The 20801-nt window shown below is 52.0% G+C and carries 20 protein-coding genes; 6 read left to right on the top strand and 14 right to left on the bottom strand.

The features are described 5' to 3' along the window. Window positions 1–323: 323 nt before the first annotated feature. A complete protein-coding gene (locus ACO064_RS11075) occupies window positions 324–470 on the top strand; it encodes a hypothetical protein (RefSeq protein WP_421827429.1) in 147 nt (48 codons plus the stop codon). On the opposite strand, the gene ACO064_RS11080 is transcribed toward ACO064_RS11075, so the two are convergent. Beyond that, a complete protein-coding gene (locus ACO064_RS11080) occupies window positions 467–1024 on the bottom strand; it encodes a cupin domain-containing protein (RefSeq protein ID WP_421827430.1) in 558 nt (185 codons plus the stop codon). The two genes, ACO064_RS11075 and ACO064_RS11080, sit on opposite strands and share 4 nt — an antisense overlap. A 320-nt stretch (window positions 1025–1344) precedes the next feature. On the opposite strand from ACO064_RS11080, the gene ACO064_RS11085 reads away from it, so the two are divergent. After that, the gene (locus ACO064_RS11085; protein WP_421827431.1) at window positions 1345–1491 is read left to right on the top strand and encodes an LPXTG cell wall anchor domain-containing protein; all 147 of its coding nucleotides are present in this window, start codon (window positions 1345–1347) and stop codon (window positions 1489–1491) included. A 70-nt stretch (window positions 1492–1561) separates the two neighbouring features. Here ACO064_RS11085 and ACO064_RS11090 read toward each other — a convergent pair whose 3' ends face one another. The 5 genes from ACO064_RS11090 to ACO064_RS11110 all read right to left on the bottom strand — a co-directional run bounded on the left by ACO064_RS11090 (window position 1562) and on the right by ACO064_RS11110 (window position 7615). Beyond that, a complete protein-coding gene (locus ACO064_RS11090) occupies window positions 1562–2263 on the bottom strand; it encodes an RloB family protein (protein ID WP_421827432.1) in 702 nt (233 codons plus the stop codon). Further along, window positions 2244–3560 (bottom strand): AAA family ATPase, encoded by a 1317-nt coding sequence (locus ACO064_RS11095; RefSeq protein WP_421827433.1) that lies wholly within the window; start codon window positions 3558–3560, stop codon window positions 2244–2246. Before ACO064_RS11095 ends, ACO064_RS11090 begins: the two co-directional genes overlap by 20 nt. Window positions 3561–3641: 81 nt before the next feature. Continuing rightward, a complete protein-coding gene (locus ACO064_RS11100) occupies window positions 3642–4964 on the bottom strand; it encodes a sugar MFS transporter (protein ID WP_421827434.1) in 1323 nt (440 codons plus the stop codon). 50 nt (window positions 4965–5014) lie between these two features. Beyond that, window positions 5015–6367, bottom strand: coding sequence for a Gfo/Idh/MocA family protein (locus ACO064_RS11105; RefSeq protein WP_421827435.1), 1353 nt, complete (start codon window positions 6365–6367; stop codon window positions 5015–5017). A gap of 228 nt (window positions 6368–6595) precedes the next feature. Next, entirely contained in the window at window positions 6596–7615 is a 1020-nt protein-coding gene (locus tag ACO064_RS11110; RefSeq protein ID WP_421827436.1) for a Gfo/Idh/MocA family protein, read from the bottom strand. A 107-nt stretch (window positions 7616–7722) separates the two neighbouring features. Here ACO064_RS11110 and ACO064_RS11115 point away from each other — a divergent pair, with 107 nt between their 5' ends. Next, window positions 7723–9972 (top strand): cation:proton antiporter, encoded by a 2250-nt coding sequence (locus ACO064_RS11115; RefSeq protein ID WP_421827437.1) that lies wholly within the window; start codon window positions 7723–7725, stop codon window positions 9970–9972. Window positions 9973–10113: 141 nt separating this feature from the next. Continuing rightward, window positions 10114–11886, top strand: coding sequence for an ABC transporter ATP-binding protein (locus ACO064_RS11120; RefSeq protein WP_421827438.1), 1773 nt, complete (start codon window positions 10114–10116; stop codon window positions 11884–11886). A 74-nt stretch (window positions 11887–11960) separates the two neighbouring features. Here ACO064_RS11120 and nhaA read toward each other — a convergent pair whose 3' ends face one another. Together nhaA and ACO064_RS11130 are read right to left on the bottom strand one after the other, a co-directional pair. After that, window positions 11961–13151 (bottom strand): Na+/H+ antiporter NhaA, encoded by a 1191-nt coding sequence (gene nhaA / locus ACO064_RS11125; RefSeq protein WP_421827439.1) that lies wholly within the window; start codon window positions 13149–13151, stop codon window positions 11961–11963. A gap of 6 nt (window positions 13152–13157) precedes the next feature. Beyond that, on the bottom strand, window positions 13158–13466 hold the full coding sequence (locus ACO064_RS11130; RefSeq protein ID WP_421827440.1) for a hypothetical protein: 309 nt from the start codon (window positions 13464–13466) through the stop codon (window positions 13158–13160). Between the two features lie 181 nt (window positions 13467–13647). Between ACO064_RS11130 and ACO064_RS11135 the strand changes: the two genes are divergently transcribed. Beyond that, window positions 13648–14373: a class I SAM-dependent methyltransferase gene (locus ACO064_RS11135; protein ID WP_421827441.1), complete on the top strand. Its 726-nt coding sequence runs from the start codon at window positions 13648–13650 to the stop codon at window positions 14371–14373. Window positions 14374–14512: 139 nt separating this feature from the next. Here ACO064_RS11135 and ACO064_RS11140 read toward each other — a convergent pair whose 3' ends face one another. From ACO064_RS11140 to ACO064_RS11160, 5 genes are all read right to left on the bottom strand, one after another. Then, window positions 14513–15331, bottom strand: a complete 819-nt coding sequence (locus ACO064_RS11140; protein WP_421827442.1) for a metallophosphoesterase family protein — start codon at window positions 15329–15331, stop codon at window positions 14513–14515. Beyond that, window positions 15328–16392 (bottom strand): ACR3 family arsenite efflux transporter, encoded by a 1065-nt coding sequence (gene arsB / locus ACO064_RS11145; protein ID WP_421827443.1) that lies wholly within the window; start codon window positions 16390–16392, stop codon window positions 15328–15330. Before arsB ends, ACO064_RS11140 begins: the two co-directional genes overlap by 4 nt. Further along, window positions 16389–16838, bottom strand: coding sequence for an arsenic resistance N-acetyltransferase ArsN2 (gene arsN2, locus ACO064_RS11150; protein ID WP_421827444.1), 450 nt, complete (start codon window positions 16836–16838; stop codon window positions 16389–16391). The genes arsB and arsN2 overlap by 4 nt, the downstream gene beginning before the upstream one ends. A 34-nt stretch (window positions 16839–16872) precedes the next feature. Continuing rightward, complete coding sequence (locus tag ACO064_RS11155) at window positions 16873–17775, bottom strand: arsenite methyltransferase (RefSeq protein WP_421827445.1); 903 nt, start codon at window positions 17773–17775, stop codon at window positions 16873–16875. A 67-nt stretch (window positions 17776–17842) separates the two neighbouring features. After that, window positions 17843–18169, bottom strand: coding sequence for an ArsR/SmtB family transcription factor (locus ACO064_RS11160; RefSeq protein ID WP_421827446.1), 327 nt, complete (start codon window positions 18167–18169; stop codon window positions 17843–17845). A 178-nt stretch (window positions 18170–18347) separates the two neighbouring features. Between ACO064_RS11160 and ACO064_RS11165 the strand changes: the two genes are divergently transcribed. Next, entirely contained in the window at window positions 18348–19124 is a 777-nt protein-coding gene (locus tag ACO064_RS11165) for a hypothetical protein (RefSeq protein WP_421827447.1), read from the top strand. A gap of 232 nt (window positions 19125–19356) precedes the next feature. On the opposite strand, the gene ACO064_RS11170 is transcribed toward ACO064_RS11165, so the two are convergent. Then, window positions 19357–20796 carry a RagB/SusD family nutrient uptake outer membrane protein gene (locus tag ACO064_RS11170; protein WP_421827448.1) on the bottom strand — a complete coding sequence of 480 codons (1440 nt, stop codon included), beginning with the start codon at window positions 20794–20796 and terminating at the stop codon, window positions 19357–19359. Window positions 20797–20801 lie beyond the last annotated feature (5 nt).

Raw genomic sequence — 20801 nt, forward strand, 5'->3', positions numbered from 1 at the left:
TCAAAACCGTATAAGGTATTCTTCACCCGGTTTTTAATCGCTTTTTACCCCCTTAGTCCTATCGACAGGGAATTTCGCCGGAAGGTTGTCAGTAAACCAAAAAAGAGGGCGTGACACCGCTATGTTCTTTTGTCCCAAATTTCTGTTTTTGAACAAAACTGGAAAAAAGTCCGGTCGGTGTCAGGAACTCCGACCGGAACCATACTAACTCTAACAAAGTATGCCCACTCTCCAGGCGAAAGAATAATCACCTATCCTGTAGTAAGACGTTGAATCTGAAAAAAGTAACTGGAGGAGGGAAAATAAACTTTCGAACTTTAGAAATGGACTGGAGCCGTCGCTGGTTTAAGAGCCAGTTTGTCGCATCGGGACTATTTTGCAGGCTACCGGCTGCCATCGCCCGCGTTATTGCGTTTGCGATTGGGCAGCCGGCTGATGTGGATGTAGATGAGCCAAACGCGCTGGGTTAAAGCGGTTTCACGGCTTCGGGGGCATCGTTGAAATGTTCGTATTTATTCAGCAGCTTTCCGAGGGCATAGATAATGGGAATCATCACTTTCCTGACCAACAGCGGAATTTCCAGCATGTCATATTCGCTGGCATAGCGGGTCAGCAGGTAGGCGGCATCGAAGGCTTCCGGCTGGTTCTTGCCCGACTTGGCCTGGGCCGCAAAGATGGCCGAGAGAAAGAACACAATGGTATTGGCCGGCTTGATCCAGGCATGGCATTGAAGCATGTCGGTTCCTGCATTCCAGAACCGGTGCGGTTCACCGCGTTTAAACACGATGGACTCGCCTTCACCGGCATACTGCTCTTTTTGCCCCTGAATCTGGTAGCCAATTTTGCCTTTCAACACCGTAAACCCTTCATCCTGCAGCCAGTGAACGTGCATGGGCGGGCCACTGCCGGGTGTCACAAAGTTTTCTCCGAAGACCCGGTCGCCGTCGGGCTCCTGGGCCACGCCCAGAAAGACCAATTTTTCGCCGTGGCCGTTCTCAATCGTGTGGGGGTAGGTAATGTGCATGGTCGTTGGTATTTGTTGTTCGGGAGCAAAGATCAACACCCAACCACGACGCTAAAACGCCGGTTCGGTTCAACCGGAAAAAGCAATCCCTGAAGCGTCGTTTTCCGGTCTTCAGGTTTCGGAGCGCATGTCAACGTTTTCCTGAATGGGGCGTCAGGAACAGCCGCAAGTGGCGGAAAAAAAACAATAAGTCATTGATAGATAAGCCCTAATCATTGTCGCCAACACTTGCCATTTCTACCAAACCGTTGTAAATTGGATTCATACCCGCTGCTTACCAGGCCAACAGACCGCTGAGCAGTAGCCCAGCACGAATCGACATGAAAGCACTTAGACCCGTCGAACCGGTCTCCGGTGATTATTACGGCATCGTTTATAAAGGCGGTCCTATTTTGCCAATCCTGGCGGTGATGCTGGTCGTAATTACCTTTTGGTGGTTTCTCCGGAAGCGGAGGAAATCGAAATGAGCTGCCGTTGTAGAAACGATCAATTTGGCAAGACCAATATTGATCGACCTATAAACCAGTTTGTATCACCTCACCGGTACTTTAAAAACCGCTTTATCAGTTGATAAACCGTTGTGCAGGATTCCGATTTGGCTGGACTGACTCCGGCTTTTTTACATCGGCCGTGAATCCGTCCGGCACGGTTTACAGCCAATTGGATTCTTGTTTCCTTTTTGACAATATCGAAACCGTCTAACGCATCGAAGAAGGCTGATGAGACGGTTTTGCTTTTTTTTCCATCATAGTAAGCTCCTAACGGGTTGATGTATCCATTGATTCGGTTGTGATAATCAGCGCGGGGCATTGGGCCACCTTTGTGATCTTCAAAATGGAGAATGAACCAATATTCGAAGGCTTGATTGGAATAGGCTACTTTAAAACCGGCGGCTTCGGCCTGATCAATAGCGTCGTTGAAATCCTCATCTGATATGTCATCTTTATCGAAGACGCACCACACTTCATCGTACTTCTTCTGACTCGCTAAATAGATGGCGTGCTTGACAACATTAACCGGTTGCTTCCTCCCACCATATGATTCGACGGTAGCCGAAGAAAGTCGAAATGAATCAAAATACGATGGTTCGGTATTCTCCCCTTCGCAAACAATCAGGATAGTGGGTTTTGTCTGCCTGTTGGGAGCCGCTCGTGTTAAATTCGGTTCGCCCCGACGCCGGGCTTTGGCCGCATCCCGGTCTTCCCGCTGCGTGACAAATTTATCCTTTCGGTTCGACATCAGCCGTTTCGGTTGCCGGGTTGAAGAGTCGGGAGAAATTGCCTAAGTACGGAATGGCGCCGTATTTTCCCTGAATGTAGTTTGTTTCAAAATTCTCATTGCGACGTACTTTAAAATCAGCTAAAGAGTAAAGTGTGGCTGCGCCGTAACGATCTTTTTCGGTAAACCAGACTTGGTCACGTCGGAAATTGTCCGATTCAAGCAGATTGGTGTCGTGCGTGTTAAAAATTAATTGAGCATTCTTGGGATTCGTCGTAGCTGAATGAAAAAGTTTTACTATGGCACTAACCAGGTTGGGGTGCATTTTTGCATCTAACTCGTCAACGACAAACACAGAACCATTCTCCAAAACATTCAGAATTGGCCCTGCCAACGCAAAAAACTTTTGTGTGCCTGATGATTCAGCTTCTTTCATCGAAAACATGACGCTACCAACAACTTGATTGGATTCGTTGTACTTGATATGAGCGGTTTGTACATCGTCCGACAAAGCATCGCCCCCCATTTCCCAAATGTAATCCTGAAATTTTGACGCTAGATTAGAAGGTAGATCATAAGGATCAAATTTTGCAAATGCAATTTCTTGGACACTTAAGTCTGCGGCTTGAAGTAAATGTAATATCTTATGTTTTTGATCCGATTGCTTCACTTGTTGTACAGTAAAGTTCTCATACCCTTCTTCGTTTATACCGGAAATAATCCGTAGGTTATCAAACCAAGCAAAAATATGATTCGCTCGTTCGTCATTAAACTGCGCAGCTACTGATAGTAATAGTGCATTCTCACGAATATTTTTACCCTTAACAAGTTGGTTTACAAGCCCACTAAAGCTACGCTTATGAAGTTCAAAGTTTTGCTTTTCACGATAGTATAACTCAACCTCTTTCGTGTTGGGACGATAATAAAGCCATTCTGAGACGATTTCGTATCGAGTAGCCTCAAAACCGTATCGATAAAGCACGTCATTATGGATAAATGTCACTTCAAATTCTGACGGTTCGTTTTCTGATACGGTATTCAAGCGAAAAGGTTCTACGGGAATTTCATCACCTTTTTGGCTATCTTTCGAAGACACATGAATAAAGTTGCGCATGTGTCCCAACGCTTCGATTAGCTTACTCTTACCACTGGCATTAGCCCCATACACCACTGCGCTTTTCAGAAGTCGCAGGCCAAACTTAGGCACTTCAATAACGTTCTCTTCGTTGGTTTCTTTGTCGTAATTAGAGGCAATAAGACTCAGTTCTACCCGCTCACGAAAGACTTTGTAATTACGGAGACTGAACTTGATGAGCATAATAAATAGTATTTTTGTCAAGTTTACGACAAAAGAACGATCTATTTTGAAATTAAGTGCAAAATGATACTATTTTTAACCCTACCCTACCCACCTCCGCACTTTATGCCCCCAAAACGCATAGTACACCAGATACAAATAACACGGGAACAACACCCAATACGCGAGTTTTACCCCGTACAAATCCGCGAAATAACCGTAGAAAAGCGGCATGATGGCGTTGCCGCAGAGTCCCATGATCAGGATGGCCGCGCCCAGTTTGGTAAACCGCCCCAGACCGTCCAGTGCCAGCGGCCAGATGCCGGCCCAAACCAGTGAATTGGCCAGCCCCAGCAACACCACGAACCAGATTGAGCGGTCGGCCTGATGACCCAGGATCGTAACCGGACCACTGGTGTAGATGATCAGCAGCGTCAAAACCGCCCCCAACAGTGTGCAAAACCGGAAAGCCGTCACCTGGCTGATGGTTTTCGGAATCAGCGAAATGCCGAGAATATAGCCGCAGATCGTGGCCATTAAGGTATACGCCGGAAAGGTCTTGGCCTCCAGGAGGCTGATTCCCATGGAGTTGGCGTATCCAATCACCGTGTCGATGGCAATGACCTGACTGCCCACGTGCAGAAAAATCGCCACGGCACCCAGGATCAGGTGCGGAAACTGGAAAATCGAGGTTTTTCCGGAGTTGGCAGCCGCCACATCGGCGGTTTCCTGCTCCGTATCGATTTCCGGCAAGGGCGAAAACCGCACCAGCAACCCCAGGCCAATCAACACCACGCCCATCAGCGAATACGGCACGATTACCCGCCGAACCAGCTCGTCCAGTGCGGCACTCCGCTCCACGGCAGACATCGTCGGCAGTTGCGCAAACAGATCGGTGTCGGTCGCCCGCAGAATCACGGCGGCAAACAGAATTGGCGCCAGCACCCCGGCCCCTTTGTTGCAAATGCCCATGATGCTAATTCGCTGGGCGGCCCGTTCCTGCGGCCCCAGAATGGTGATGAACGGGTTGGCCGCTGTCTGCAAAACCGCCAGTCCAACGCCGATCATGAACAGTCCCAGCAGAAAAATCTCGTAGGTTCGGGTCAGCGCAGCCGGTACGAAAATGAACGCACCCACCGCCATGATCCAGAAACCGATCATCATGCCTTTCTTAAAACCGGTGGCTTTCAGCAGATACGACGACGGCACCGACATCACGAAATACGAGATGTAAAACGCAAACGTGACCAGATACGATTGAAAATTGGTGAGTTCACAGGCGATTTTGAAATACGGAATCAGGATCGCATTGACCCAGGTCACAAAACCGAATATGAAAAATAACAGGCCGATGATCAGGATCGAAATGAGCGTATCCCGCTTGCTTAACGAACTGACCTCGACAGCCGCCAGAGTTGCTTTCATCTAATTCAATGAGTGAATGGGCGATTGAGCGAATGAGTGAATAATAGTAACTAAACCGTTGGTTCCCAGCCGGATTGATAGTCCCGTTGCCAGTACTTTTTCATCAGACCTTTGTTCTTGATGTGGCCGTTGCTGGGGTCGATGTTCAGGGTTTCGCCGGACCGGAGGGCGATGTTGCCCAACTGACAAAGCAACGTGCTCTGGTGTCCGCCTTTGATTTCAGCCGCCAGAGCCGTGCCTTTTCGAATGCCGTCGAAGAAGTTCTGAATGTGGATCGCATCCAGCGCCTGCGACGGGTTCATGCGGTCGCGGGCGTCGATAACAAAGTCGTTTTTAACATCTTTGACCAGCTTGCTCTGCAAGTCATACACCTTGTAAGTATTCCCGCTTTCGATCACAACCGAACCGGTTTCGCCGTAGAATTCGACGCCCACGCTGCTGTCTTCGACCGTGCGACCGTTGCAACTGCGCCCTTCCCAAACGATGCTGGTGTTGTTGTCAAATTCCAGCGTAATCACTTGGGTATCCGGCGTTTCCCAATCGTCCTTATAGCGATACCGCCCACCCGCGGAGGAAACCCGCGTTGGGTATTCGACACCCAGGCCCCAGCGCATCAGGTCGATCATGTGGGTGCCGTTGTTGAGCGCTTCGCCCGTTCCCCAGTGCCAGAACCAGTGCCAGTTGTAATGCAACAGATTGTCTTTGAACGGTCGGCGCGGAGCCGGGCCCTGCCACAACTCGTAGTTCAGCCACGACGGAACGGGGGCTTCTTTCCCGACGCCAATCGACGCCCGGTTGTTGGTATACCAGCCTTTCGCAAAATACGGACGACCGATGATGCCGCCTTTCACCTCCTGAATGGCCTTCGCCACATTCGGCCACGACCGGCGCTGGTTGCCCATCTGCACCACCCGTTTGTATTTTTCGGTAGCCGCCATCAACAACTCACCCTCATGCGGATTATGGCTACACGGTTTTTCGAGGTACACGTGCTTTCCGGCTTTGCAGCCCAGAATGGCCGCCGGTGCGTGCCAGTGGTCGGGCGCAGCCACCACCAGTGCTTCCAGGTCCTTGTCTTCGAGGGCTTTGCGAAAATCGGGAGCGGCTTTCGGTCGGCTTTTTTGCAGGTCTTCCACCGTCGCAATGGCTTTATCGGACGCCCGGGAATCGACGTCGCAGATGTACAGCACTTCACAGTTTTTCTGAAGCGCAAAGTTGCTCGCCAGCGCCAGCCCCCGCGAATTGACGCCCATCACCGCCACTTTGATTCGCTCGTTGGCTCCGAGAATGCTGGCGTAACTTTTGGCACTGAAACCGGGCAGAATACCGCCCAGCGATAAGGCGGCTGTGCCCGATACGGTTTTCTTGATAAACGCCCGGCGGGTATTATTCAATGATTGCATGGATTAAAGGGTTATATGTTGTGAAACATACCCCGGAGGGGTAGAATGTTAATAGCCCAATCAGCTAAACTTGTCTTTTTAAGCTCCGGAGGAGCGTCCTGATGGTGCTTTGAGGGCACTCCTCCGAAGCTTGGATTTGACGCTAACTTCTTTTATCTATTAACATTCTACCCCTCCGGGGTATTCCTGTTTTGATACGGTTTTGGGGTGCGACCTTTAGACCCACCTTTACACTTTCCGCAGCACGCTCTCCAGCGTTACATTGGCTCCGCCCTGCCGTTTGCTTTCTTCGGCGGCTTCCATGAAGGCAAAAATTTCCAGCGTTTCGGCGGCACTGACCGGCGGTTTTCCGGTATTGAAAAAGGTTACGATTTGTACCAACAACGCTTTGTAGCCTTCGTAGGGGCCGATGGGTGCAATGCCTTTTTCGCCGTACGCCGTGCCGCCATACCCGGTTTTTCCAGAGCGGATTCCCCGGAAAGTCCCGATCCGATCATCATTCCAGATGCCAACAACCACGTCGGCATCCTTTGTGTGCGTCCGGCTCACCTGTTTGCAACCCGGCCCCATCACCGTGAAAAGCGTTTCGACGCCGTGGATGCCGTACCAGAACAGATCCGGATGGGTTTTCTCGATGGGCGACGGACTGTAGGTGTCAGCCCCCAGCACTTTCCCGACGGTTTTTCCCTGCGCAATGTCCTGCGCACTGGTCATGTAGCGGAGCGACGAAGCCGAAAAAACCGGAACGTTGGCCTTTTGGGCGGCTTCAAAAATAGCTTTCGTATCGGCCAGCGAAGCCGCAATCGGTTTATCGATAAACACCCGTTTCCCGGCCTTGAACACTTTCAGCGCCTGCTCCAGATGCAAACGGCCGTCGTTGGTTTCCAGCAACACCACATCCACTTTTCGGAGCAGTTCGTCGATGGAACCGACAATTTCGACGCCCAGTTTTTTCACTTCTTCCGTATACCCCGCCACCCGGCTGACACTCGATTCGATGTCATTGCTGCCCTTCGGATAAGCCGCCACGACGCGGTAGCCATCCAGTTCAGGACCGGCGGTCGGACTGTTCAGTTCTTTGGTGAAAGCGGTGCTGTGCGAGGTGTCCAGACCAATGATACCAACCCGTTTTCCCTCCGCCAAAGGAGTCGGTTCAGGCATCGAAAAAAGGGTGTGCGGCAGGCTGAGCGAGAGTCCCGTAGTGGCTGTCACACCCAGAAATTTTCTACGGTTAAGCAAATGATTCATCCGATTCGGGCTAAAAAGGTCGTATTATTGTAAGAATAGCAATTTTATTCGTTTTATCCGTCTGCTGTTTCAATGGTAGGTCGATAAAAATACGGTTTTTTCCAGATATGGCTCATCTACCAAACCTGATCATTGATCTGGCGATCATTTTGGGAACCGCAGCCGTAACGACGCTTCTTTTCAAATGGCTTAAACAACCCCTCGTTCTGGGTTATATTCTGGCCGGAGTGCTCGTAGGGCCAAAGTTTTCATTATTCCCGACCATTTCCGACCCGGCCACCATTCGCATCTGGGCCGACATTGGCGTCATTGTGCTGCTGTTCAGCCTCGGGCTTGAGTTTAACATCAAAAAGCTCGTCAAAGTCGGCGGCACGGCGTCCATGACAGGGGTCATTGAAATTTCGGCGATGGTGCTCCTCGGCTACCTCACCGGCATGTGTCTGGGCTGGTCGACGATGGATAGCATTTTTCTGGGCGGTATTGTCTGCATTTCCTCCACCACCATCATCATCCGGGCGTTCGACGAACTGGGTATCAAAACCCAGCAGTTTGCCGGTATTGTTTTTGGAATTCTCGTGATTGAAGACATCGTGGCGGTTTTGTTGCTCGTGCTGCTTTCCACGCTGGCCGTCAGCAAGCAGTTTTTCAGTGCCGAAATGCTGGTTGCCATCATGAAACTGGCGTTTTTTCTGGTCATCTGGTTTCTGGGCGGTATATTTCTCGTTCCCTCTTTGTTGCGAAGCGGCCGAAAATTCATCACCGACGAAACCCTGCTGATCATCTCGCTGGCGCTGTGTCTGCTCATGGTGGTTTTCGCCACGAGCGTCGGTTTTTCGCCCGCTTTGGGCGCTTTCATCATGGGATCGATTCTGGCCGGAACCATTTACGCCGAACGCATCGAACACCTGCTGACCTCGATCAAGGATCTGTTTGGAGCGGTATTTTTTGTCTCGGTTGGTATGTTGATCGACCCGGCCCTTCTGGTCGAATACGCCGGACCGATTGCGATAGTTACCATTGTCGTTATTCTGGGCAAATCCATTTTTGTCACCCTCGGTGCGCTCGTGGTGGGCCAGCCGCTGAAACAATCGATTCAGACCGGGATGAGCCTGGCACAGATCGGGGAGTTTTCGTTCATCATTGCCACGCTGGGCCTCAATCTGAAAGTCACCAGCGGTTTTCTGTATCCCATTGCCGTTGCGGTTTCCGCCCTAACGGCCTTCACCACGCCCTACATGATCAAGGCGTCCGGCCCGCTCTGCACCTGGGTGGAAAGCAAACTGAGCCCGCGAACCAAACTCTTCCTGACGGCCTACAGCTCCGGGGCGCAAACCATCGGCAGTGTGAGTGACTGGTATCAACTGCTTCGTGAACACATTCAGATCATCATCGTCAACACCGCCGTCATTCTGGGCATCATTCTGCTCGCATCCCGCTGGCTGATGCCCCTGATTGCGGAGGAAATCATCGGCAGTCCGGGAGCCGATATTCTGACCGGTTTTCTGTCCATCCTGCTGATGGCTCCGTTTCTGTGGGCGCTGGTGCTGAAACGAATCAACCGGCCGGTTTACACCCGGCTCTGGACCGAACGACGCGCGTATCGGGGGCCGCTGGTGACGCTGGCAATTGCCCGGGGCGTCATCGGGCTGGGGCTTGTGCTGCTGTTGCTGCAACAATTTTTCTCCGTTAGCCTCCTGCTTTTCGTCGTCGTTGTGCTGACCGGCGGCTGGCTCGTGCTGGGCAAGCGGCTTCCGTTGATTTATGACCTGATCGAAAAGCGGTTTCTGATCAATCTCAATTCCCGCCAGATTTACCAGGAAAACCGCATGGGGCGGAATCTGCTGCCGTGGGATGCCCACCTTTCCTATTTCGAAGTCAATGCCGAATCGCCGGGCGTCGGGTCTACCCTGGCCGAACTGGCGCTTCGCGAAAAATACGGCGTCAATGTCATTTCCATTGCGCGCGGCAGCGTGACGATGCTGGTGCCGGGCCGCAACGAACGGCTGTTTCCGGGCGATAAAATTGCGGTAATTGGTACCGACAAGCAACTCGAACATTTCATTAGCCTGATCGAACCCGCCAAAAAGGAGAAGGTGCAGACTACACCGGCGCAGGAAATTTCGCTTCAGAAAATTGCCGTCGATGAGTCGTTTCCCTACATCGATCAAAGCATTCGAAATTCCGGGATTCGGGAAAAAACCCAGGGGCTCATCGTGGGCATTGAACGCAAGGGAACACGCATTTTAAATCCGGATTCAACGACCTTTTTCCTGCCGGGCGATGTTATCTGGCTGGCCGGGAACACAAAACTCATCAAGGAGTTTCAGCGGGAAAACCGCTTGCGGACGTTTAAATAGTATAAGAGTCTGTTTCAAAATGATGCATTGCCGCTTTCCGTTTTGCCCCCAACCCCCTAAAGGGGGCTTTCAAATCCGGATGGTTTAGCCCCCTAAAGGGGGTTGGGGGCAAAACGGAAATCAAACCTCTTTTTTTACTTTATGAAATTACTGTACAGCTACTTACGCGGTTTCTGGCCACTCCTCATTCTGGCTCTGCTATTGGCCGCGATCAACCAGATTTTTTCGCTGCTCGATCCGTACATCTTCCGAAAAATCATCGATCAGTACGTCGTCAAACCGGGTTCGGCCATCCAGCGGCTGGATTTTGTCAGCTTCCTGAGCGATGGCGCCGGGCTGCTGATCTTGCAGGCACTGGGCGTTGCGATGGTGAGCCGCATCGCCAAAAACTTCCAGGATTATTACGTCAACGTCATCACGCAGCGACTCGGCGCCCGGCTCTATTCCGACGGTTTGCGCCACTCGCTCGACCTGCCCTATCAGGTGTTTGAAGACCAGCGGTCGGGCGAAACGCTGGGTAAACTCCAGAAGGTGCGGACGGATGTGGAAAAGCTGATCCAGTCGTTTGTCAACGTATTGTTCACCTCGGTCGTCGGGATTATCTTCGTCATGTGGTATGCCAGCACGGTATACTGGCCCATTGCCCCGGCCTATTTTCTGACCATTCCATTGCTCGGTTTTGTCAGTTCGCTGCTCAGTAAAAAAATTAAAGTCGTTCAGAAAAACATTGTGGCCGAAACCACGGCACTGGCCGGTTCGACCACCGAAAGTCTGCGCAACATCGAACTCGTGAAAAGCCTCGGGCTGGCCCAGCAGGAAACCGAACGGCTGAATGCAACTACCGAAAAAATCCTGCGACTCGAACTCAAAAAAGTCCGTTATGTGCGTTCGCTGTCGTTCGTGCAGGGCACCTTTGTGAACTTACTGCGAAATGCCATCATGCTGATGATGCTGTTTCTGGTGGTGCAGGGACGCATTACGGTGGGCGAATTTTTCTCGCTCTTTATTTACTCCTTCGCCATTTTCGGGCCGTTGCAGGAGTTGGGTAACATCATCAACATTTACCGGGAAACGGAAGCGTCGCTGGCCAATTTCCAGCAGATTCTCGACACGCCCCGCGACGTCAAACCGGCTCATCCGATCCCGATCAAGAAAATTCAGACGCTGGCGTTCGAGGACGTCCGTTTCAAACACTTATCCGCCGACAACCCGGCCCTCGACGGCATTTCGTTCGATGTCAAACTGGGCGAAACCATCGCGTTTGTCGGGCCGTCCGGTTCGGGGAAGACGACGCTGGTCAAGCTGCTGGTTGGTCTGTATCCCCCGCTGGCGGGCCGGATTCTGTACAACGACGTTCCGGGTTCGGAAGTCGACCTGGACGAATTGCGCGAACAAATCGGCTTTGTAACGCAGGACACGCAGCTTTTTGCCGGAACCATTCGCGAAAACCTGCGCTTTGTAGCTCCGAATGCCACTGACGCAGAATGCCTCACGGCACTCCGTCAGGCGGCCGCCGATACGCTTTTGAGTCGCGCTCCGCAAGGGCTCGATACGGTGATTGGCGAAGGTGGGGTGAAAGTTTCCGGGGGTGAAAAGCAACGACTCAGCATCGCCCGCGCGCTGCTGCGCCGTCCGACCCTGCTGGTGTTCGACGAGGCCACGTCGGCCCTCGATTCGCTGACGGAGGAGGAAATCGGCAAAACCGTCCGCCAGCTTTCGGGTTCGCGGCAGCACATCACGATTCTGATTGCCCACCGCCTGAGCACGATTCTGCACGCCGACCGGATTTTTGTACTGGAAAAAGGCCACGTTGCCGAACAGGGGCGTCATGCGGATTTGCTGTTGCAGAAAGGACTCTACTACGCCATGTGGCGGCAGCAAATTGGCGAACGCAAAGAAGTGGCCGTGGTATAATCACGGATTTCGACAAAAAAACCGGGGCTCAACTCCGGTTTTTTGTCTTCTTTGACTTAGAAGAAGCGGGAAACTTACTCGTCAGCGACCAGAAAGTCGTCTTTCCGGGCGACGGCACTCAAAACGATATAGCCAAAACCACCCGCCAGAACCGAGGCAATGAGAATGGCAAATTTGGCTCCTGCGGCAAAAACCGGCTGATCGGCAAACGACAGGAGCGCAATAAAAATCGACATGGTAAAACCGATGCCGCCCAACAGGCCTAATCCGATAATATGGGGCCAGCGGGCGCCTTCGGGTAAGGTACACCAACCCGCTTTGACAGAAAACCAGGAAAGCAACGTAATTCCCACGGGTTTGCCCACTACAAGTCCCACCAGAATGCCCAGCCCCAGCGGGGTCGACAAGCCTTGCAACATGCCGGATTCAAACCGGATGTTGGTGTTGGCGAGCGCAAACAGCGGCATGATGGCAAAATTGACCGGTTTGATCAGCAGGTGTTCCAGCTTTTCCAGCGCCGACTCGGTGTCATCCGGTGTGGTCGGCAGCGTAAAGGCCGTAAGCACCCCGGCGATGGTGGCATGAACACCCGAATGGTGAATAAAATACCACATGAACAGGCCGGGAATCAGGTAAAAGGCCAGATTCGTTACGCCCACCCGGTTGAAAATAATCAGTACCAACAAAATACCCCCTGCATACGCGAGGTAATTGACATGCAGGTCCGTGCTATAGAAAATGGCGATCACCACGATGGCGACCAGATCGTCCACAATGGCCAGGGCGGTCAGGAAGATTTTGAGCGACGCCGGAACCCGTTTTCCCAACAACGTGATGAGGGCGAGGGCAAACGCAATGTCCGTTGCCATCGGAATTCCCCAACCCACCGCGGTTTCGGTGCCGCGGTTCAGCATCATGTAAAACAGGGCCGGAACCGCCACACCACCGATGGCCGCAAAAATGGGCAAAGCCGCCTTTTTGACGGATGACAATTCCCCTTCGACCAATTCCCTTTTGATTTCCAGGCCCACCATTAGAAAAAAGATCGCCATCAGGCCGTCGTTGATCCAGATCAAAACGGAGTATTGTAAATCTAGACCGCCCCAGTCCGTTCCCAGCCGGGTGGCCAGCAAATTTTCAAAGGACGTCCCCAAGGGCGAATTGGCAATACCAAGCGAAATAATGACACAGAGAAACAGCAGAATACCGCCGGTTGAACCCGATGTAAAAAATTCCTGGAAGTGTTTCAGCACCGTTGCTTTCATCGTTTTTCAATTGATAAAATGCAATAGTAAGAAGAAACATTCAGCCGGGCCACTTAATCTTATTTTAATCTTTTTCCTTGCTTTTTTTAATTTCTTTTTAATATTTGTCTTGGTAACCGATTCATTAATATTGGTCACATTCGGAATTATGCTGCAACTTACTCCCCCCTGACGACGATTTTCCGCTAGCCCCAACCCTGGGCTAGATCGTTGACGCGGCCGCATCGAGTGCCGGGGAGTTCCTCTTTTTTCCACTTTTTCGAGCAGTGTCCAGCCGTTTTGCGGCTGGCAGGTCTGGCTTTCCTTTTCTGCCATTTGCGGAGGAGAGTCTACAAATTTCGCTTTAGCTATGCTATATCTTATTCCACCCTGATCATTCGATCAGAGATCAATATCATTTTAGCAAACACGAGCACAATTGGCCGTAACGCTTCTCTTCTGGCTTTTCCAGATACCTACAGTATTCTTACCTTTTTTTCATCTAATCCCTCGCATAATGGATACGAAGCTGAAAAAAAACGTCCAGGAGTTCAACCGGAATGTGAACGAAAATGGCGGTTTTCTGTATACCACCAATGCCCAGTTTTCGTCGCATGTTGCCAACAAACGGATTTCGGACGAGATCTTCAAACTCATCAAACCACATTACAAAACCCTGGTAGACATTGGCTGTGGCGACGGCATGTATACCAACAACATCAAGGAGAACTTCCCGCATCTGGCCGTGCACGGCTTCGATCCTGCCGATTCGGCCATTCAGATCGCCAGTAAGAAGTACCCTAACGTAAAGTTTGAAACCATTAATTTGCTGGACGACCAGTTGCCAGTTCCGGCTAAAAAATACGATGTAGCCGTTATCCGGGGTGTACTCCACCACCTTTCCGACCAGCAAAAAGCCATCACCAATGCGTTCCGGTTCGCCGATCATCTGATTATCATGGAACCGAATGGCAACAATCCCCTTCTGAAAGTCATCGAGAAAACGTCCAAATATCACATCGAACACGAAGAACAGTCCTTCTTCGAATGGGAATTGAAACGCTGGATACGCAATGCGGGCGGGCAAATTGATTCGTGGAGCTATGTCGGTTACGTCCCTTTCTTTTTTCCGACCGGCCCCGCGAAAGTGGTCTATTTCTTACAGCCTTTTCTGGAAAAAATTCCGGGTTTAAAGCACATTTTTTCGGCCCAGTTTATCATTTCCTGTATGAAAAAGCCATAAAATTCGGCTCCTCTGGTTCTGTTGAGTGCGTTAGAAACGGCACCTATATTAACGGGAGAATACCGCTATTTACAGCTGCTTCTTGTCGTAAGTCAGGTTTCATTTTACCAGGCATACGACTGGAAACAAGCTTCCTTGCTCATTTCGCCAACCGCAATGCTTGCGCATAGACGTCCGGCAATTCACTCTGCTCGACGGCCACAGCCGCCCGTTCCACATCGTACGGCACCCGAACAAACTCGACGTGAACACCATCGGCAGAACCAGGCCGGGCGGTTTCGTCGATCGTGAGCAGAACGTAACCCGCGCGGGGGTCGCCGTCCTTGGGTTTGCCCACAGAACCAATGTTGATGGCATGCCGGTAATACGGCGTTTCGCCTTCGCCCAGCGCGTTGACCACTTTGTAATACGGTTTGTGCGTGTGGCCAAAACACATAATATCGGCATGAGCACCCTCCAGAACGCGCGCCAGACTACGATCTCCGCGATCTTCAAACAGGTATTCGTTGACCCGCCGGGGACTGCCGTGTACCAGCAACAAAGAAACCGGCGTTTGCTGCTGCCACAATTGTCCGGACGGTTGGCCGCTGCCATTGTTGCCCAATTCAAACTCGACGCGAATGTGGGTGGGTAAAGTCCGCAGATACGCCCGTTCGTCGTCGCCGACGGTTTTGTTGGTGTAGGCAATCGAAACCTTGCCGTTGGCTTTTTCATCGTCGGTTTTGTAAGCGCACCCGCAATCGTCCGACGAGCGGCCGATGCCGTAGTCGTAGTTACCGGCAATCGTCGGAATGTTCCGACGGCGAATTTCAGCGATCACTTCGTTGGGCCAGATGTTATACCCCACCAGATCGCCCAGGCAATACACTACGTCCGGTTTTTGGCGGTCGATGTCGGCTAAAACCGCTTCCAGAGCGGGCAGGTTGGCGTGGATGTCGGAAAACAGGGCAATTTTCATACGGTTTTTGGGGACGGTTTTTGGGAGGAAATTCCAAATGTATTCTTCTGTTTACGCGCAAAGTTGACCATCAGGATCAAAACCGGCACTTCGATCAGTGGGCCGATGACGGCGGCAAAAGCGGCTCCGGAGTCGATGCCAAAAACAGCAATGGCCACGGCAATGCCCAACTCAAAGTTGTTTCCGGCGGCCGTGAAAGCCAGCGAGGTGGATTTGGCGTAATCGGCACCGGCCCGTTTGGACAGATAGAACGCCGAGAAAAACATGATGGCAAAATAGATCGTCAGCGGAACGGCAATCCGGAGTACATCGAACGGAATGGAAACGATCAGTTTTCCTTTCAGGCTGAACATCACCACAATCGTGAACAGCAGGGCGATGAGTGTCATCGGGCTGATGGCCGGTAAAAATGACTCTTCATACCATTGGCGGCTGAAAACGCGCGTCAGAATCAGCCGCGACAGCAAACCGGCCAGAAACGGAATGCCCAAATAAATAAAAACACTCTGCGCCACTTCGCCAATCGTGATATCGACCATAAAGCCCTGTAAACCAAACAAAGGCGGCAAAACGGTGATGAAAACGTAGGCGTAAAGCGAATAGAACAGCACCTGAAAAATGCTATTGAAAGCCACCAGACCGGCCGCATAGAGCCGGTCGCCCCCCGCCAGATCGTTCCAGACAATGACCATCGCGATGCAGCGGGCAATTCCGATCAGGATCAAACCGGTCATGTAGCCGGGTTTATCGGGCAAAAAGATCACGGCCAGAAAAAACATCAGCAACGGGCCGACAATCCAGTTTTGCAGCAGCGACAGCCCCAGAATTCTGGTATTGGAAAATACTTTGGGCAATTCGGAATACCGCACCTTCGCTAAGGGCGGGTACATCATCAGAATCAGGCCGATGGCCAGCGGCACATTGGTCGAACCGGAATTAAACACGTTGATGAAGCCTTCCGATTGCGGAAAAAAGTAGCCGATGCCCACCCCAAGCAGCATGGCAAGAAAAATCCAGAGTGTTAAAAACCGGTCGAGAAACGAAAGGCGGGGCATGTTCATACGGCATGGTCGTTTACGGTTCGCTTCATCACAATGGCTGAAGACGGACAAAGGGTACTGAATTGCTGCGTTTGCTGAATGTCTTCAGGCACGTCCGATCGGCCTACCCGCTGAAAACCGTGCCGATCAAAATAGCGGTCGGCCGTGGTGGTGATCAGATACACGTCAACCAACCCGTCGGCTTGGGCGGTTTCCAGCAGTCGGTTAACCAGTTGCGCAGCGATGTGCCGCCCCTGGTACTGCGGATCTACGGCCACAGAACGCAGCAGCGCCACGGTTCCGAAGCATTCCAGACCCGCCACGCCAACGCAGGCTTCCTGTGCTTTGACAAGCAGAAAACCGGTTAGTTCGGGTGACAAATCATCGGTCAGCAACTCAGCCTGCTGCAACAGCGCAATAACGGCTTCCCGGTCTTCCGGGCGCGCATTTTCGATTTGTAAAGCCATCTTTTTCAGGATTGAACGCGTTGACGAACGGAAACTAATTGCAGCAGTCGGGTCCGCAGCAGGAAGCGGTTTTCGGCTCTGAATCGGCGAATTCGGGAGCAGTTGCGGCAGGCTTTTCGGCGTAAACCGTGATGCTGTAAATGCCCCGGGCTGAATGGCCTTTGTCCTGCTGGCGATAGTCAGTGATCTCGTCCGCAGTCAGATAGCTTTGCAGCAGTTCGTCGGGCAGAACAATTTCGCGTTCTTTTTGCAGGACGATCCCGGTAAAACCGGCTTCCTGCACGATCTGCAAATAGGTATCTTTCTGGATAGCCCCCGACACACAGCCCGCATACAATTCGGCATCCTTGATGATGCCCGCAGGTAAATCGCCTTTCAGCACGATGTCCGAAATGCTGAAATGACCGCCGGGTTTCAGAATCCGGAACGTCTCGGAAAACGCTTTCTGCTTGTCGGGAACCAGGTTCATCACACAGTTGCTCACCACCACATCGGCCAGGTTGTCGGGCAGCGGCATGTCTTCGATGTCGCCATACACGAAATCAACGTTGGTATACCCTAGCGTTTTGGCATTCCGGCGGGCACGGTCGATCATGGCCGGCGTCATGTCCAGGCCAATTACCCGACCGGTTTCGCCGGTTTCGGCCCGGGCCACAAAACCGTCGTTGCCCGCTCCTGAGCCCAGATCCACCACCACGTCGCCGGGTTTGATCTGCGCAAATTGCGTCGGCAGGCCACAGCCCAGCCCCAGATCGGCTTCGGCCACGTAACCGTTCAATCCGTCATAGCCAACGGCCATGTTGATGGGTACGTCATTCGAGGGGCCACAGCACGACGTAGGACCACACCCGCAGCCAGCCGCTTCAGACTGCCCCCCTTCGGCAATGGCGCCGTAGGTCTGGCGCACGATTTCTTTTAGTTGTTCAGCAGTTTCCATGTTCACTTATTTATTTGTTTATTGTAATATTACGATTGACTCAGGCAAAAAAATAGCGACGCCGGTTTTAGCAACAGGTCGCGGGCGCGAACGAATCCAGCAGGGTACCAAACGTCTGCCGGGCCTCTTCCCAAACGGTTTCGTTGATGCAATAGCACACGCGGGGCGGATCGATTTCGCCCTTGATGATGCCGATGCGTTTCAGTTCTTTCAAATGCTGGGAAACCGTCGGTTGCGCCAGTGGCAATTCATCCACCAGATCACCACAGACACAGGATTTTTTCGCAATCAGCAATTGCAGAATGGCCACCCGGGCCGGATGGGCAAAGGCTTTGGCCAGATCAGCGATGCGGTTTTGCTGGTCAGAAAATATTTCGGTTTTGGTGAGTCCCATGCTGCAAAGGTAACAGGCTTTTTGTTAATCGCAATATTACGATTTATTTTTTTGATGGTCAGATTTTTTGGGGCCGTAGATGCTACCCGGCTGCTGCACGTACGGTAAATTTCCATCGGCACGAAATTATACGTACCTTTTCCTACTTCGTTTTCAATCCATCCAATTTTAATTCCGTATGAAAAACGCCTTCATCCTGTATGCCCTTATCTCTTTTTTCAGTCAAGCGAAAGCACAAACTTCTACACCTGCGAATGGTACGGAATACCTGAAACTCATCCCCGGTTCGGAGCAATCGGCCTTCAAACGCCTGGAGCTTTCGTCCGACATCGATACGACCTGGAGCCGCTGGAAAGAACGGGGGTATAACTTTGGCTTTAATCCACGAATTACGCCGATGTATACGACCGTCAATGGAATTCTGAGTACGCCCTACATGATCCAGGTGCGGGGCAATGAAAACGAACGGAACCGCAAACGCTGGGGCTATCACGTGTTTGAAGGCTACGCCAGAGATGACAAATCCCGCATCACGATGCTGGTGAATAAACACATCGAAGACGAAAAACCGGTCGCTGAACTTTATTATTACAGCACGGTGTATAACCACGACGAACCGGCCTATAACTGGTTTAAAATCGGCTCCGATGTCCGGCAACACTCGTTTCTGTTCAGCCGGGATAAAGCGATTTTCTATGGCTCTTTAAAAATGACCAATGCGCTGACGTTAGGCAATATTGGGCGCGATAATCTGCTGGTGGAAAAACCGACGGCAGATGCCGAAACCAATTACGCCGAGGACGCGAAACACGTCAATTACGAAGCGTTGAAAAACAGCGAAAACGGAACGATCTTCTACGATAAAGACCACAACATCGTCGTGATCAAAATCAACGGAAAGTGGATGAAACTGGCGGTGGAAGCGTTGCCGAAAAATGTTAATTATCCGTTTTGAAGCTACTGGTTGGAAGGAGCACTTTCTAAGCAGTATGTTAATGTGAGTCAGAATTGATCAGGCTCCAGCGGAGCCCTCTGTCAATAGCCTGTTAGCAATCCGGTCATGAATAAGCTCCGGAGGAGCGTCCTTCTTATTCAGGACGCTCCTCCGGAGCTTATCGCCTATTCAGTACGTATATTCTAGTAACAGGGAGCCCCTCCGGGGCAAGTCCCCTGCTTATCCATTGGCTTCAATACCCCGGATTCTGCGTCAGATTCGGGTTCAGATCCCGTTCGCGCTGCGGAATCGGATACAGCGTATGCGTTTCCGTAATGCTGGTTTTACCTTTGGCTTTCAGCAGTGGCACCAACCGACCTGTCCGCACCAGATCAAACCAGCGGTGTCCTTCGGCGTTGAATTCCCAGCGTCGTTCGTCCCAGATCGCCTGCCGGAAAGCGTCTTTGGTTAAAGCCGCTGTGAAGTCGGCGGTCGAAGCTCCGGTTAACGGAAAACCGTAAGCCCGGCGCCGAATGGGATTGATGGCGTCCAGAGCCGCAGCCGTGGGGCCGCTGATTTCATTGTCGGCTTCGGCAAACATCAGCAGCACATCGGCATACCGGATGATCGGGAAGTTGTTGTTGGCATCGCCAAACGCCCGCGCCGATGGATCGACGTATTTATTGAAGTGCTGGAAGGTATTGACGGTTTTTCCGGCCCCATCGACATACGAGTTCAGGAATAGTTCCCTGCGTTTATCCCCGGTTTTGAAGCTGTTGTACAGGTCCATCGTCGGAATGAACGACCCGAAACCCCGGCCCGTGATGGGCGAGTTTTCCGGCGCAAAATACGTCACCATGCCGCTGCCCTGCCCGCTTCCGTTGCCCACAAACTGAATCTCGAACACCGACTCTTTGCCGTTTTTATTCGAAATCGCAAACACGTCGATGTAACGGTCAAACAATCCGTAACCGTATTTGGCGGCATTGTCGATCACTTCTTTGGATTTGGCCCGCGCGTTCGTAAAATCCTTTTTGGTGAGGTACACCCGCGCCAGCATCGACTTGGCGGCTCCGGCGGTAACGCGACCCAGATCGGCACCCGTAAACTTGTCGGGCAACGACGTTTCGGCCTCGGTCAGGTCCTTGATGATTTGCGTATAGACCTCATCGGCACTGGCCCGGGCCACATCTTTCCCGGCACTCAGCGACTGGGTTTCGGTCAGCATCAGCGGCACCCCGCCATACCAGCGCACGAGGTAAAAATAATAGAAAGCCCGCAGGAATTTCGCTTCCCCGATCAACCGCTTTTTCAGCGTTTCGTCCATCGTAATGCCCGGAATCCGGTCGATGGCGGTGTTGGCGCGGTTGACGCCCTGGTAGATCACCTGCCAGCTCTGCGTCACCACACTGTTGGTCGGAATGGTCTGGAAACTCCAGAGCTGAACCCGGTCGGCATTGTTCAGCAGGGGGTCCATATCATCCGACGGCAGATCGCCCATGATGATGAAATTCCGGCTTTGGTCGCCCACCTGATTGGCGATGTCATAGACGGCATTGACGGCCGCCGTGGCATCGTTGGCGTTCGTGTAAAAATTGACCGGAGCCAGCGACGACGGGGGCGTTTCTTCCAGCGAACACGCTCCCAGCCCGAAAGTCAACGCGGCAACAGCAAGGATATGATTGATTTTCATGATCG

It is taken from the genome of Larkinella sp. (genome assembly GCF_965227735.1).
GTDB lineage: Bacteria > Bacteroidota > Bacteroidia > Cytophagales > Spirosomataceae > Larkinella.

Bases quoted from the DNA above. Each gene is read 5' to 3' on its own strand.
- ACO064_RS11155 (WP_421827445.1), bottom strand. From the start codon at position 17,775: ATGGAAACTGCTGAACAACTAAAAGAAATCGTGCGCCAGACCTACGGC.
- ACO064_RS11160 (WP_421827446.1), bottom strand. From the start codon at position 18,169: ATGGGACTCACCAAAACCGAAATATTTTCTGACCAGCAAAACCGCATC.
- ACO064_RS11100 (WP_421827434.1), bottom strand. From the start codon at position 4,964: ATGAAAGCAACTCTGGCGGCTGTCGAGGTCAGTTCGTTAAGCAAGCGG.
- ACO064_RS11135 (WP_421827441.1), top strand. From the start codon at position 13,648: ATGGATACGAAGCTGAAAAAAAACGTCCAGGAGTTCAACCGGAATGTG.
- ACO064_RS11090 (WP_421827432.1), bottom strand. From the start codon at position 2,263: ATGTCGAACCGAAAGGATAAATTTGTCACGCAGCGGGAAGACCGGGAT.
- ACO064_RS11115 (WP_421827437.1), top strand. From the start codon at position 7,723: ATGGCTCATCTACCAAACCTGATCATTGATCTGGCGATCATTTTGGGA.
- ACO064_RS11130 (WP_421827440.1), bottom strand. From the start codon at position 13,466: ATGGCAGAAAAGGAAAGCCAGACCTGCCAGCCGCAAAACGGCTGGACA.
- ACO064_RS11080 (WP_421827430.1), bottom strand. From the start codon at position 1,024: ATGCACATTACCTACCCCCACACGATTGAGAACGGCCACGGCGAAAAA.
- arsN2 (WP_421827444.1), bottom strand. From the start codon at position 16,838: ATGGCTTTACAAATCGAAAATGCGCGCCCGGAAGACCGGGAAGCCGTT.
- ACO064_RS11140 (WP_421827442.1), bottom strand. From the start codon at position 15,331: ATGAAAATTGCCCTGTTTTCCGACATCCACGCCAACCTGCCCGCTCTG.
- ACO064_RS11095 (WP_421827433.1), bottom strand. From the start codon at position 3,560: ATGCTCATCAAGTTCAGTCTCCGTAATTACAAAGTCTTTCGTGAGCGG.
- nhaA (WP_421827439.1), bottom strand. From the start codon at position 13,151: ATGAAAGCAACGGTGCTGAAACACTTCCAGGAATTTTTTACATCGGGT.
- ACO064_RS11085 (WP_421827431.1), top strand. From the start codon at position 1,345: ATGAAAGCACTTAGACCCGTCGAACCGGTCTCCGGTGATTATTACGGC.
- arsB (WP_421827443.1), bottom strand. From the start codon at position 16,392: ATGAACATGCCCCGCCTTTCGTTTCTCGACCGGTTTTTAACACTCTGG.
- ACO064_RS11170 (WP_421827448.1), bottom strand. From the start codon at position 20,796: ATGAAAATCAATCATATCCTTGCTGTTGCCGCGTTGACTTTCGGGCTG.
- ACO064_RS11165 (WP_421827447.1), top strand. From the start codon at position 18,348: ATGAAAAACGCCTTCATCCTGTATGCCCTTATCTCTTTTTTCAGTCAA.
- ACO064_RS11120 (WP_421827438.1), top strand. From the start codon at position 10,114: ATGAAATTACTGTACAGCTACTTACGCGGTTTCTGGCCACTCCTCATT.
- ACO064_RS11075 (WP_421827429.1), top strand. From the start codon at position 324: ATGGACTGGAGCCGTCGCTGGTTTAAGAGCCAGTTTGTCGCATCGGGA.
- ACO064_RS11105 (WP_421827435.1), bottom strand. From the start codon at position 6,367: ATGCAATCATTGAATAATACCCGCCGGGCGTTTATCAAGAAAACCGTA.
- ACO064_RS11110 (WP_421827436.1), bottom strand. From the start codon at position 7,615: ATGAATCATTTGCTTAACCGTAGAAAATTTCTGGGTGTGACAGCCACT.